Source organism: Brevibacterium sp. FAM 24630 (assembly GCF_049804075.1).
GTDB lineage: Bacteria > Actinomycetota > Actinomycetes > Actinomycetales > Brevibacteriaceae > Brevibacterium.
This window is the reverse complement of sequence record NZ_JBNBZD010000039.1, coordinates 1-13,504: the sequence shown is the minus strand read 5'-3', so window position 1 is coordinate 13,504 and position 13,504 is coordinate 1. Positions and strand designations below refer to the sequence as shown.

General features: G+C 58.7%; 11 protein-coding genes and 3 pseudogenes. 7 read left to right on the top strand and 7 right to left on the bottom strand.

Features of this window, described 5'->3' with window-relative positions; translation table 11 throughout:
* Positions 1-370, bottom strand: a pseudogene (locus tag ACPUD7_RS17295) (IS1380 family transposase); the annotation flags it as partial.
* A 589-nt stretch (positions 371-959) separates the two neighbouring features.
* On the opposite strand from ACPUD7_RS17295, the gene ACPUD7_RS17290 reads away from it, so the two are divergent.
* Both ACPUD7_RS17290 and ACPUD7_RS17285 read left to right on the top strand, forming a co-directional pair.
* Positions 960-2,501 (top strand): peptidoglycan recognition protein family protein, encoded by a 1,542-nt coding sequence (locus tag ACPUD7_RS17290; RefSeq protein ID WP_425120603.1) that lies wholly within the window; start codon positions 960-962, stop codon positions 2,499-2,501.
* 74 nt (positions 2,502-2,575) lie between these two features.
* On the top strand, positions 2,576-3,262 hold the full coding sequence (locus tag ACPUD7_RS17285; protein WP_425120602.1) for a metal-dependent transcriptional regulator: 687 nt from the start codon (positions 2,576-2,578) through the stop codon (positions 3,260-3,262).
* 18 nt (positions 3,263-3,280) lie between these two features.
* On the opposite strand, the gene ACPUD7_RS17280 is transcribed toward ACPUD7_RS17285, so the two are convergent.
* The 5 genes and pseudogenes from ACPUD7_RS17280 to ACPUD7_RS17260 all read right to left on the bottom strand — a co-directional run bounded on the left by ACPUD7_RS17280 (position 3,281) and on the right by ACPUD7_RS17260 (position 6,845).
* Positions 3,281-3,931: a metal-dependent transcriptional regulator gene (locus ACPUD7_RS17280; protein ID WP_164742781.1), complete on the bottom strand. Its 651-nt coding sequence runs from the start codon at positions 3,929-3,931 to the stop codon at positions 3,281-3,283.
* Positions 3,928-4,821, bottom strand: a complete 894-nt coding sequence (locus tag ACPUD7_RS17275) for a metal ABC transporter permease (RefSeq protein WP_009882354.1) — start codon at positions 4,819-4,821, stop codon at positions 3,928-3,930. The genes ACPUD7_RS17280 and ACPUD7_RS17275 overlap by 4 nt, the downstream gene beginning before the upstream one ends.
* Positions 4,818-5,558, bottom strand: coding sequence for a metal ABC transporter ATP-binding protein (locus tag ACPUD7_RS17270; RefSeq protein WP_009882356.1), 741 nt, complete (start codon positions 5,556-5,558; stop codon positions 4,818-4,820). The genes ACPUD7_RS17275 and ACPUD7_RS17270 overlap by 4 nt, the downstream gene beginning before the upstream one ends.
* Positions 5,555-6,478, bottom strand: a pseudogene (locus ACPUD7_RS17265) (metal ABC transporter substrate-binding protein). The gene ACPUD7_RS17270 and the pseudogene ACPUD7_RS17265 overlap by 4 nt, the downstream one beginning before the upstream one ends.
* 121 nt (positions 6,479-6,599) lie before the next feature.
* Positions 6,600-6,845, bottom strand: coding sequence for a hypothetical protein (locus ACPUD7_RS17260; protein ID WP_145998939.1), 246 nt, complete (start codon positions 6,843-6,845; stop codon positions 6,600-6,602).
* Between the two features lie 213 nt (positions 6,846-7,058).
* On the opposite strand from ACPUD7_RS17260, the gene nrdI reads away from it, so the two are divergent.
* From nrdI to ACPUD7_RS17235, 5 genes are all read left to right on the top strand, one after another.
* Entirely contained in the window at positions 7,059-7,508 is a 450-nt protein-coding gene (nrdI, locus tag ACPUD7_RS17255; RefSeq protein WP_151505493.1) for a class Ib ribonucleoside-diphosphate reductase assembly flavoprotein NrdI, read from the top strand.
* Positions 7,505-9,661 (top strand): class 1b ribonucleoside-diphosphate reductase subunit alpha, encoded by a 2,157-nt coding sequence (nrdE, locus tag ACPUD7_RS17250; RefSeq protein WP_069599732.1) that lies wholly within the window; start codon positions 7,505-7,507, stop codon positions 9,659-9,661. Before nrdI ends, nrdE begins: the two co-directional genes overlap by 4 nt.
* Before the next feature lie 30 nt (positions 9,662-9,691).
* Positions 9,692-10,717, top strand: coding sequence for a class 1b ribonucleoside-diphosphate reductase subunit beta (nrdF, locus tag ACPUD7_RS17245; RefSeq protein WP_083248685.1), 1,026 nt, complete (start codon positions 9,692-9,694; stop codon positions 10,715-10,717).
* A gap of 43 nt (positions 10,718-10,760) precedes the next feature.
* On the top strand, positions 10,761-11,333 hold the full coding sequence (locus ACPUD7_RS17240; protein ID WP_425120601.1) for an NADPH-dependent FMN reductase: 573 nt from the start codon (positions 10,761-10,763) through the stop codon (positions 11,331-11,333).
* 198 nt (positions 11,334-11,531) lie between these two features.
* Positions 11,532-12,950: an alanine--tRNA ligase-related protein gene (locus ACPUD7_RS17235; protein WP_205683413.1), complete on the top strand. Its 1,419-nt coding sequence runs from the start codon at positions 11,532-11,534 to the stop codon at positions 12,948-12,950.
* A gap of 122 nt (positions 12,951-13,072) precedes the next feature.
* On the opposite strand, the pseudogene ACPUD7_RS17230 reads toward ACPUD7_RS17235, so the two are convergent.
* Positions 13,073-13,378: pseudogene (locus tag ACPUD7_RS17230) on the bottom strand (transposase); the annotation flags it as partial.
* Positions 13,379-13,504 lie beyond the last annotated feature (126 nt).

Below are 13,504 nucleotides of genomic sequence, written 5' to 3'. Positions count from 1 at the left end.
GCAGTGGTGTGTGTTCGTTGAGGTTGGTCAGGAAGCGGGAGGAGATCGCGTCGAGTTGCCGAACGTGGCCGAAGGCGAACGAACGCAGAAACGAACCCAGCGTCGAAGGGGCGTAGACACGGTCGAAGAGGTGTGTCATGCCGCCGTGGCGGAGAAGGTTCATGTCATCGATCGAGTCAGCCCCGGCGGCCATCCCCGCGACCAGTGTGGCCAGCTTCGCTGCTGGGTTCGCGCCTTTATCAGCGCCGGTGGTCGACACGGTCAACCTGTCGTCGGCGAGGTCTGGCAGGCCGGCTTTCTGGGCGAGGCCCATGATCGGGACCAGCCCGGTGGTCGCGGTGAGGTTCTCATCATCGAAGGAATGAGACACAGCCGTGGGCGTGTGATTGAATAGCACCTGAGAGGTGCCCCTTTCTTGGCCGGGAATGTTGACTTAGAACATCACCATTTTCCCAGCTCAGGAGGGGCATTTCCATTCCACGAACGGCTTGATCCGGCTACTTACATCGGTGGATCAAGGCTAATCGGCTCGCATCGTAACGATCGTTGGCCCGAGAGCCAGCCAAGCTCGAGGCGAAACCCGTGATCGATCGAACATGTTGCGACAATACCCATGAAGACCATGAACGCGGCCCCGGCATCTGAAATCATTGAACAACTTCAACTCGGCGGGCCTCTTCAGTCGAGGTCACGTTCCGAGGCCGACGACCGATTTCCAGAATCAAACTCGATAGTGCCCTCAACGAGTCTCGTCGACACCATCCCACCCAGCGCTCGTGAACGAACCCCTCGGCTACTCCGAAATACGTCTGTCGATGTCGTGCGACACTGTCGTGTCGCTTGACTGCGCACCGTAGTGCACTGTTCCTGCAACGTGTAATCTACTGAACATAGACTTTTGTTCGTTAAGCCGATACCCTGAACATGCCTTTCACGAACTTCCCCCGAGAAGGACCTTCATGCATACGAAGCTACTCACACTTTCGGCAGCCGGATCCCTGGCGTTGGCGGTGAACATCGGCCTTCCACCCGCCTCCGCGTCGCTGCACTCCGGCGATCCTGAAGTCTCTGAATCTCCGCTGTCTGGAATCAGCGCAACCGGGGCACTTTCGGCAGGGGCCAGGGACGCATCGTCGACGACGAGGTCAGTCACGCGGACGAAGACCACATCCCTGCCGCCGTTGCTGCGCGCTCCGCAGAGCCTTCGTGATACTTCGGCTCATTTCACCAGCGCCGTTGTCGCTCATGCACAGGACCAAGCCGTGACGAGCCCATCGTCGACCGAGAGCCCTCATGTGTCCAATGATCGTAAGGATGGGGACCTTGCAACGCCAACGGGATCAGGTGCCGCTGAAACTACGGACGGAATCACGATTTCGGCATTGTCCGATGTCATCGATCTGCCGTCAGCGTCACCGAATGTCGTAGGAATCGCATTCGACGACGACGTTCGGGTCGAGTTCGAGATCAGAACTCACACGAATGGCCGCTGGTCCGGGTGGCAGCACCTGCATGCTTCGGATGCCGGGGAGGGCTCGCGCGGCACGGACCCCTACTACACCACTGATACAGACAGTATTCAGTTGCGTGTTCTCGGTGACGGCGGCAGTCCAGCCGATGCCAAGGTCGTCAGTGTCGCTTCGAAGAGGCACCCCGGCGATTCAGAACTGGTGGCAGAGAATGCGCCCAAGAGTTCGGAATCGGTTGATCGGGAGGTGTCGCAGCATGCCCACTCAATTGACCACGCCTCGGTACCACCTTGCACACGGACGGGCGGATGCACCTGTCCACTATGCGCAGCATCGGCGGCCAACGTGGCGAAGAACTCTGTTGTCCAGCCCGAAGTCGCTACCCGTAAAGACTGGGGTGCGAGCGAAAAACTGGTACGAAATTCTCCCACGATCGCGGACTCAGTCTCCGCCGCAGTGATCCATCACACCGATGGCAACAACGACTATGCCGCAGAGGATGTGCCTGCGATTCTACGAGGGATCCAGTCGTTTCACATCACGGGTCGAGGGTGGTCGGACATCGGCTACAACATGCTCGTCGACAAATACGGAAGACTCTGGGAGGGGCGCGCAGGCGGGGTAAAGAAGGCCGTAGTCGGCGCTCACGCCGCCGGGTACAACACAGGATCGTTCGGCATTTCCGTGCTCGGCGACTATGACAAGAAGGCACCGCCCCAGCGCACTCTTGATGCGGTCGCGGAGGTGGTCGGGTGGAAGCTGTCCTTGAGCGGGGTGAAAGCGGGTGGCTCGACATCACTAGCCGGGGAGGAGATGAAAGCGATTGTCGGACATCGCGACGTTGGCCAAACAAGCTGTCCCGGCGACGGGTTCTACGCCAAATTCGACTCGATCCGTCAGGCCGCCGATGACTACCAAACTGGGAAGAAGGCGGGCGCGGGCGAAGAGGATGAGAACAAGGACGAATCTGACAGACAGCCTGACCTTGTCCCCGGCGTCATCGATAGCAACGCTCGTGATGCACGAACCTGAACGCAAAAACTGTGAAGAACCCAAGCAAACGGGCTGACGATCGGACGGACAGAACAGTTTGGTAATCTTCGACCATGTCCGTCACTGAACTCTCTGACAGCGCCCAAAACTATCTGAAAGCACTTTGGAGTTTGGGCGAGTGGTCTGATGCTCCCGTCACGACCACCGCGCTTGCCCAGAAGGTTGGGGTCAGGCAGTCAACGACATCCGACGCGATTCGCAAACTCTCGGACGAGGGGCTCGTCGCGCACACGCCGTACGGGTCAATTGCTCTGACGGCACAAGGTCGAGTCTATGCCCTTGCGATGGTCCGTCGTCACCGCCTCATCGAGACCTTCCTCGTCGAGGTCCTCGGATACACCTGGGACCAGGTGCATAACGAAGCCGAGACCCTCGAACATGCGGTGTCAGACTTCATGGTCGACCGTATCGCCGAACATCTCGACCACCCCGATCGCGACCCTCACGGAGACCCCATTCCAGCTGCAGACGGAACCATTGATCGCCCGGCTGCGACCCCATTGACACACGTCGGAACGGGAAGCCGAGTCCGTGTCGAGCGGATTTCGGATTCCGATCCCAACCTTTTGCAGTTTCTGGCTGAGTACGGCATTCATGTCGGATCGTATTTCAGCACCGAAGCCGGTCCTCCATTCTCTGATTCTATTGTGATTCACCTTGAGGGAGGCAATGGAGCTGGCGTGACGCTCGGGCGCACGGCCAGCGACGCCATGTGGGTATCCCCGTGCTCTGCTGCGTGAGTTGTCGTAAGAACGGCGCTACTGAATTGTTGAAGTTGCGTAGACATACTCGGAGGCATCGTCGCTGAGGACTACAACGTTATCGTCTGGCTCCAATGTGAGACTGCTCTGGCCATCAGGGTGTTTCTCGAGGGTGATGTGGGTGCCCGGAAGGATGTTCTTCCGCTCCAGTTCGAAGAGTAGATGCTCAGGGGCGCGTCCAATTCTCGAAACTTGAAGTAGGTGAGCAGTCGGGAGAGCGGCGAGAGGTTCGCCGTCTCCCGGTCGCAGATCGTCTACCTTTGTTGGTATTCGGTTGCCATAGGGATCGAGCTCGGGGCTGCAGGCAAGAGCAGCCATCGTCTCCACGACATCGGAGCTCAGTGCCATTGCCATCACCGATGCCTCTTTCAATACGCGGTGCCATGGAACACTGAGAATCGTAAAGAGGTGGCAGCGGCAAATTCTTTCTGCGCGCACAGCCGACAGCGCCCTGCACGCGCCGGCCTCGGTCAATGAAAGTGGCCCATAATGCTCCTGCCTGACCAAATTGTGACTGGCGAGGACTCGAAGGTACTGAGTCACTGCAGGCCGACTGCGTTGCAGAGTCTCGGCAAGCTGGGCCCGGGTCATGGACTTGTTTTTCGACTCCTCCAGCTCCCAGAGACCGCGGAGGTACTCGTCGATCACGGAACTTGAGCCTCTGCCGAGTGCCGCTTCCACTGGTCGTTGGTCCGGCGATGTTGCCGCGACTTGGCGATCAGCCCGTGGCTGGGGCTGAACAGGTAAACACCGGTGAAGACGACACCTTGGACAAGCACAACTAGACCGCCAGATGAGGCATCCAACCAGTAACTCAGGTAGATCCCTAGCACCGAGGACAACGCCGACATGATGGGCGCGATGAGGAGCATTCGATTGAATCTATCGGTGAGAAGGTGGGCGGTCGCTCCTGGAATGATGAGCATCGCCACGACCAGGATGACACCGACAACCTGAAGTGCTACCACTGTCGTCAGAGCAAGGAGTGCAAGCAGCAGCGCTCCGAGAACCCGCGGCGACAGGCCGATTGCGTAAGCGTGAGTCGGATCAAATGCGTACAGAGTCAGGTCGCGGCGCTTGGCAATCAGGACGGCGAACGCGATGACAGCAAGCAGCGCAATCTGTCGAAGGTCCGAAGTCGAAACGCCGAGGATGTTGCCGAAGATGATGTGATTGAGGTCGGTGTGACTCGGCGTCGTCGAGATCAGCACTAGCCCCAGGGCAAACAGGGTCGTAAAGACGATGCCGATGGCAGCGTCTTCCTTGATCCGACTAGTTCCTCGAAGAATGCCGATCGCTGCGACTGCGATGAATCCGAAAACCAGCGCACCGGCGGCGAAGGGGATCCCTGCGATGTAGGCAATGACGACCCCGGGAAGAACTGCGTGCGAAACAGCGTCACCCATCAGAGACCAGCCGACCAGGATCAGCCAGCACGATAAGAGTGCGCAGACGATTGCAGCGAGCACTGTGGTGGTCAGTGCTCTGATCATGAATTCGTAGTGGAGTGGTTCGATGACGAGACTGTAGAGGTTCATTCGGATTCTTCTGCCCTTCGAATGTCGAGACCAAATGCCAGTGAGAGGTTCTCGGGGCGCAGAGCATCGGCGACAGGACCTTGAAAGAGGATTGACTGCAGCAAAAGGATTGCCTCATCAGCCAGTTGTGGCAGAGCATGCAGATCGTGAGTGGAGATGAGCACGCAGTGCCCCTCATCGGCGAGTTCACGCAGCAGTTGAACGATGGTCGATTCGCTGCTCTTATCTACCCCAGCGAAGGGTTCATCAAGCAATAGCACGTTGGCTCCTTGCGCAAGTCCACGAGCGACAAATGTGCGTTTCTTCTGCCCACCAGACAACTGTCCGATCTGTCGAGAACCGAAGGTCTGGAGCCCGACGCGTTCTAGTGCCTGTTCGACCACTTGACGATCCGCCGACGTGGGCTTTCGAGTGAATCCTTGATACGCGTAGCGGCCCATCATGACGACATCGCGGACGCTGACGGGGAACGTCCAGTCAACATCCTCACTTTGTGGCACGTATCCCAGCAAGCCTTCTTTCCGTGCTTGCGTCGGTGTCCTGCCGTTGATCGATACGGTGCCTTGAACCGGGCGGGTCAGTCCCATGATCGTTTTGAACAGAGTGGACTTCCCCGACCCGTTCATTCCGATCAGACCTGTCACGGAACCGAACTCCACTCCGAGACTGACATCCTCCAGTGCCCTGACGTCGCCGTATTGCACTGTGACACCGTCAGCACGGATTGCTGAAGTCACTTGTTCCCACCCGTCAGAGCTTCAGTGATGGTGTCAGCGTCGTGCTTAATGAGCTCAAGGTATGTTGGCACAGGTCCGTCCGCTTCTGAAAGCGAGTCGACATACAGTGTCCCGCCAAACTCCGCGCCGGTGGCGTCAACGACTTGTCGCATTGGTTTGTCCGAGACGGTGGACTCACAGAATACTGCGGGAACGTCATTGTGCTTGACGAACTCGATAGTGGAGGAAATCTGCTGCGGGGTTGCCTCCTGCTCCGCATTCACAGGCCAGATGTAGCGCTCGTCGAGATCCGCGTCCCGGGCGAGGTAGGAGAAAGCGCCCTCACACGTGACGAGGGCTCGTTCTTTGTCTGGCAGTGTCGACAGCTCACCGACAAGGTCATCCTGAACGGTTTGAAGTTCGTCTTTGTACGACTCTCCATTGGACTGAAAGTCGGCGGCGTGATCTGGATCCAGCTCGCTGAAAGCATCGACCATGTTGTCGACATAGATTTAGACGTTGACAGGGCTCATCCATGCGTGGGGATTCGGCTTGCCCGCATAGGCGTCCTCGGAAATGTCGATTGGTTCGACACCCTCGGAAACGACTTCATGCGGGGCGTCGGTCTGTTCGACGAATTGCTCGAACCATGCCTCCAGATTCAGCCCATTGTCAAGAATCAAGTCGGCTTCTGACGCCTTGGCCACATCCTTGGGAGTGGGTTCATATCCATGGATCTCGGCACCGACTTTGGTGATCGATTCCACCTCCAGGTGTTCGCCGGCTACGTTGTCGGCAATATCGGCAAGGACGGTGAACGTCGTCAACACCTGAGGCTTACCTTCGGTCGACGACGACTCCGCGTTCCCAGCACCGCAACTTGTCAGGGCTAGCGCCGACGCAGAGATCAGAGCGAGTTTCGACTTCAAATTGATTTGCATTCCCATCACTCATTTCTCGATTCATGTTCTCAAAAGCTCAGACTGCGACAGAGTGGGCTTTCAGCGTTTATATGACGGACTTCAAATCGCGCAGTATCGCAACCGGCGCCGGCGGCCCCGTTCATCGATACCTGAGAGTAGGTGGAGGTTCCGCCCGGTGTGCGGCTTCTATGAAGTGGTCGATGTCCTCCGAGCGTGCGCTCCTGAGAAACAGGGACGTCAGACGAAAGAGGTATCCGAGCATCCGCTCGACGTCTGAGCACGTTCTCACTACTTCAAGAGCGCCATCGGTGTTGCCAGCGCGAAGTTCCTCGAACACGGTGATCGCTTCGATCCAGGTGCCCTGCGGTTGTGCACTCTCGTTCATCATCAATCCTTTCGGTTGGGGCGCCGGACACCGAGTCGCGCTTGAAGTTCGGTACGCCGAATCTATAGTATCGGTGTACCGAATTACAAAAAGCACGGCGGGGAAACCTCAGAAGCCTCAACTGAGGTACGCGCAGAAGGCTTGGCAAAAAGAGTTTCTAGTTCTAGGAGGGCTGTAGTGGTGCATGGACCGCGGCCACAGACGACCTATCCGATCCGAGAGCTGCACGAGGGTGAATCGCCGGACCTGGTGTATTTCTCCAGCGTCTCGGAGAACACCCGTCGATTCGTCGATAAGCTCGACCGTCCTGCCGTACGCATACCGTTGCGCCCACGCTTGGAGGGCATGATTCGAGTGGCATGCCCCTTCGTCTTGGTCGTGCCGACTTACGGCGGCGGGGAACAGGCGGGTGCGGTTCCGAAGCAGGTGATCGCCTTCCTGAACGACCCGGACAACCGCGCTCTGCTGCGCGGGGTGATCACCGCGGGGAACACGAACTTCGGCGAGCATTACTGCCTGGCCGGGCCCATCATCTCGCGCAAGTGCCGCGTGCCCGAGCTCTACCGCTTCGAGCTGCTGGGCACACAGCGCGACATCGAAACCGTCAACAACGGCCTGGACCGCTTCTGGGACCAGGCCAACAACGAGAGGACAACCGCATGACCACCATCGCCTCAGAGGTTCCCGTGCGCACCGGCATCGGAGAGCGGAAAGACTACCACGCGCTCAATGCCGAACTGAACCTGTTCGCCCCCGACGGCTCGATCCAGTTCGACAAGGACCGTCAGGCCGCCGCCGAGTACCTCCGCCAGCATGTGGTCCCGAACACCAAGGTCTTCTCCTCGGCGGCCGAGCGCCTGGAGTGGCTAGTGGACCACGATTACTACGAGTCCGAATTCCTGGAAGCCTACACCCCGGAATTTCTATGCGCACTGCACGAGCGCGCCCATTCCGTGGGGCACCAGTTCGCCACTTTCTTGGGAGCCTTCAAATTCTTCACCTCGTATGCTCTGAAAACCTTCGACGGCACCACCTATCTCGAAGGGTTCGAAGAACGGGTGGTCGCTACCGCGCTCTACCTCGGTCAGGGCGACGAGCAACTGGCCACCGGGCTGGTCGACGAGATGCTCTCCGGTCGCTTCCAGCCCGCGACGCCGACGTTCCTCAACGCGGGGAAAGCCCAGCGCGGCGAACTGGTCTCCTGCTTCCTACTGCGCGTGGAAGACAACTTAGAGTCCATCGGTCGCAGCGTAAACTCCGCCTTGCAACTGTCCAAGCGCGGCGGGGGCGTGGCGCTGTTGCTGTCGAACCTGCGTGAGGTCGCTGCTCCGATCAAACGAATCGAGAACCAAGCCTCCGGCGTGGTGCCGGTGATGAAGATCCTCGAGGACTCGTTCTCCTACGCCAACCAGCTTGGCGCTAGGCAGGGCGCAGGCGCGGTCTACCTGCACGCCCACCACCCCGACATTCTTCGCTTCCTCGACACTAAGCGCGAGAACGCCGACGAGAAGATCCGCATCAAGACCCTCTCCCTGGGAGTCGTCATCCCTGATGTGACCTTCCAACTGGCCAAGGATAACCGGGACATGCACCTCTTCAGCCCCTACGACGTGCAGCGCGAATACGGTACGCCGTTGTCAGACCTGTCGGTGAGCGACCACTATGACGAGCTCGTGGCGAACCCGCGGATTCGAAAGAACGCGGTCAGCGCCCGAGAGTTCTTCAAGACCCTCGCCGAGCTCCAATTCGAGTCCGGATACCCCTATGTGCTCTTCGAAGACACCGTCAACCGTGCCAATCCGCTGGCAGGTCACATCAACATGTCCAACCTCTGCTCCGAGATCCTGCAGACCAACACGCCTTCGACCTACGACTCCGCTATCGGGTACCAGGAAATCGGCCAAGACATCTCCTGCAACCTCGGCTCACTCAACATCGCTCAGGCCATGAACTCCTCGAACCTGGGGTCGACCGTGGAAACCGCGGTGCGGGCACTGACCAGTGTCTCCGACCAGACTAACGTCGATGCCGTCCCGTCCGTGGCGAACGGGAACGAAACCAGCCACGCAATCGGACTGGGCCAGATGAACCTGCACGGCTACCTCGCCTCCCAGCGCATCCACTACGGCAGCGAAGAAGGCATTGACTTCACTGACATCTACTTCCTTACCATCACCTATCACGCGATCCGCGCATCGAATCAAATCGCGATTGAGCGCGGTAAGACCTTCGCCGGCTTCGAGGACTCGACCTACGCCGACGGCTCCTACTTCGACAAATACACCCAACATGACTGGCTGCCCGCCACTCAGCGGGTGCGCGAACTATTCGCAGACGCAGGCGTGACCATCCCTTCCCGCGAGGACTGGGTACGGCTGCGCGAGTCGGTGAAACAGCACGGAATCTACAACGCCTACCTGCAGGCCGTCCCGCCCACCGGTTCGATCTCGTATGTGAACAACGCGACCGCTTCGATCCACCCGGTCACGGCGAAGATCGAGATCCGCAAGGAGGGCAAGCTCGGCCGCGTCTACTACCCGGCCCCGCACATGAGTGATGACAACGTCGGCTTCTATCAAGACGCCTACGAGATCGGCTACGAGAAGATCATCGACACCTACGCCGCAGCAACCCGACACGTCGACCAGGGGCTCTCGCTCACCCTGTTCTTCCGCGACACTGCCACGACTCGCGACATCAACCGCGCTCAGATCTACGCGTGGCGCAAAGGCATCAAAACCCTCTACTACATCCGACTGCGCCAACCAGCACTCGAAGGTACCGAGATCGAGAACTGCGTCTCCTGCACACTCTGACCCAATCCAGCCCATACCTAAGGAACCCGCATGACGACCACTAACCCCACCTGCCCGCTCTCCGAGACCTCGGTTACCCCGCCCAAATACCGCCACGACCCATTGGCCAGGCTGCGACCGATCAATTGGAACCGCGTCGGCGACGAGAAAGACCTCGAGGTATGGAACCGGCTCACCGCGAACTTCTGGCTACCCGAGAAGGTGCCACTATCCAACGACATCCCCGCCTGGCAGAGGCTCACCGAGAAGGAACGAACTCTCACTATGCGTGTCTTCACCGGGCTGACGATGCTTGACACGGTGCAAGCCACAGTCGGGGAGATCTGTCAGATCCAGGATGCTCGCACCGAACACGAAGAGGCCGTCTACACCAACATCGCGTTCATGCAGTCGGTGCACGCCCGGTCCTACTCTTCGGTGTTCTCCACCCTGACGAGCACTCCGGAGATCGACGACGCCTACCGGTGGGCCGTAAACAACGACCTGCTTCAGCAGCGGTGCAAAAAGGTACTGAAACACTACTACGGCAACGACCCGCTCAAACGGAAGGTCTCCTCTACTCTGCTGTCCTCGCTGCTGCTCTACGCAGGGTTCTACCTGCCATTGCATTTCTCCGTGCACGCCACACTGACCAACACCGCAGACATGATCCGCCTCATCCTGCGGGATAAGGCCGTGCACGGCTACTACTCCGGCTACAAATATCAGCGAGGCATCGAGAATCAGGCATCTGAACGGCAGAACGAGATGCACGAGTTCACCTACGAGCTGCTTGAAGACCTCTACGAGCTAGAGCTCGCCTACTCAGGTGAACTGTACGAGCCGCTGGGGCTGATGGACGACGTGGCAGTGTTCGTACGCTACAACGCGAACAAGGCACTGATGAACCTCGGCTACCCTGCACGTTTCAGCCCGGGAGAGACCGAAGTCAATCCGGAAATCCTCGCCGCACTGGCACCAGGTGCTGATGAGAACCACGACTTCTTCTCCGGGTCCGGTTCCTCCTACGTCATCGGCAAGGGCGAAGACACCAGCGACGCCGACTGGGACTTCTGACTTTTGTCGCCCGACCATCCTCATCAACTATGAAAGGCCCCTTATGACCAAGAACATCTCCGTGATCATCGGCAGTCTGCGCCGCGGTTCCTACGCTCGCAAGATCGCCCACCAGGTCATCAGGTGCTTCCCTGACGGCTACAACGTGCAGATCGTCGAAATCCGCGACCTGCCGCTCTACGACTTCGACTATGACGACCCCGACGTCTCCGACAAACCAACCCCAGAGGCGTACACGCACTTCAGGGAGACTATTAAAGCCTCCGACGGCGTGTTATTCGTAACCGCTGAGAACAACCGCACTATCCCAGCCTGCCTGAAGAACGCAATCGACATCGGCTCTAAGCCCAACAGTGACGTCGCGTGGAAGAACCTCCCGGCCGGGATCATCAGCCATTCCGTGGGCCGCATGGGCGGCTACAGCTCCCAGAAGAACCTCCGCCTGGCCCTGTCCTACTTCGACATGCCTACCCCTGGCCAACCGGAAGTGTTTCTCGGCCAGTCGCCGAGCTTGTTTGATGAGGACGGGGCTATCGCTGCTGAGACGACTGTGGAGTTCCTCCAGAACTACGTGCAACGGTTCACCGAGCTCGTTTACGCCCACCCGCGCGGGTGAAGGTAGATTCTGGCTCTGACGAGCTGGTACTCCCCACCGCCGTTGAAGACCTTTGTAGCCAGGAGGCCGTCGATAGTCCTCGCCACTCCTCGGGCCGGATCTGTCCCGGTAGTGGCGGTCCCGAACTTGATCGCACGGCGGGCAGAACCTTTCGATCCGAGCAATTGCCTATTCAACTACTTCAGGAAGCGATCACCTATGCCTTTGCGCGCACAGCATATCCGCACTGCTTTCCTTGACTACTACCAGGGACGCGGTCATACCGTCATTCCACGCAGTGGCCTCGTGGCGGAAGAAGATGGCACCACCTTGTTTACCGGCAGCGGCATGCAACCGTTAATGCCATACCTACTGGGTGAGCCGCACCCTTCGGGTCTGCGGCTGGCGAACTGCCAACCAGCAGTACGGGCACAGGACATGGTTGAAGTCGGCGACAATCGACACACTTCGTTCTTCGAAATGCTAGGGAATTGGAGCCTCGGTGACTACTTCAAAGAGCAGCAGATCCGCTGGTTCTTCGATTTCTTGACCCGCATTGTCGGGTTGGATCCCCACCGTTTGTATGTCACCGTGTTCGGCGGCGATGTTTCGGCACGTGTCCCACGTGACGAGGAAGCGGCGCAGATCTGGAAGCAAGTGTTCGCCGACGCCGGAATTGAAGCCCAGGTCGCGGTGATCGGGACCCAATCCGACGGGGACGCCCGTGGCATCAGTCCCGGGGAACGCATCTTCTTCTATGGCGACGAGGAAAACTGGTGGAGCCGAGGTAAGGGGCTGGCTGGCACTCCGGTTGGGGACCCTTGTGGGCCCGACAGTGAAGTATTCTTCGACTTCGGCCCTGAGCACCACGACCCGACCCATGGTCTGCCACATCCGGCTAGCGAAAGTGGTCGATTCATGGAGATCGGGAACCAGGTGTTTATGCAATATCAACGCCAACCCGACGGCACCTTCACCCAGCTGACTCACCGCAATGTCGACTTTGGTGGCGGCTTGGAAAGGATCACTGCGGCTGCGAACGACGACCCGGACATATTCCAAATCAGTGTCCTTCGCCCTATCATCGAACACTTGGAGAAGCTCAGCGGCCGCTCATACCGGGACGCGACAGTTGGCATGCGTGTGATTGCCGACCACCTGCGTGCAGCAGTGTTCATGATCGTGGCCGGGGTGCGGCCGGCGAACAAAGAACGCGGGTATGTGCTGCGCCGACTGGTACGTCGGGCGATCCGGTATGGGCAGGCAATCGGAATTCAAAAGCTCTTTCTGCCCACCACAGTTTCGGTAATCACCGTCCTCTACAATGACAATTATCCGGAACTAGACACGCAGCACAAGACGATCATGACGGTTTTGGAGAAGGAAGAACGCGTGTTCCTGCGCACGCTTCGCAAGGGCTTGGAGGAACTCCACCGACGAGGCCCAACGGGGATGACTGGGAAGGATATCTTCACCTTGTATGACACGTTCGGGTTCCCCACCGAACTCGCGGTGGAGGAAGTACTCCATTCTGGTTACAGCCTCTGTCCGCAATGGAGGGACACCTTTGACCGATATATGCAGCAACAGCGCGCTCGGTCCCGAACAACCGTTTCGCGCAAAGGCCCCGTCCAATGACTGACCTCAGGTTGGCGGTTGAACGATTGACGAAACTTTAGGCTCTCAAGCACCAGGTTTGATGGAGAGTTCTCTAATCATCGGGCGTGAACCCCTGGAAGTGGACACATCAATGTGTACTATCAGGCGGCAATGCCCATCATAAATGTGTAATCGACCTCGAAGTCAACCGGTGCTCGATAACCCAGACTCGAATGTCTCCGCCTCGAGTTGTATCGAACCAACCACCGAAACACCTCACGACGACACTCGAGGTCCGAGACCCACCGCTTCGCTCCTTGCAGCGTCTCCCGCTTCAACGCCGCGTTGACCGACTCCGCCAGGGCATTATCAGCACTCGACCCGACCCTGCCCATCGACTGGACCACCCCGAACCGACGACACATCGCCTGAAACGACGAGGACGTATATTGACGACCATGGTCGCTGAATATTCGGCTTCTTGGGCGCCACTGCGCTCGTCTTTGAGCGCCACCTGTCTTGGGTGTCGACCGGCGTCGTGAGCGCCCCCGAATATTCGACTTCAGCGCCACCTGTTTCTAGGCTCCTTCTAC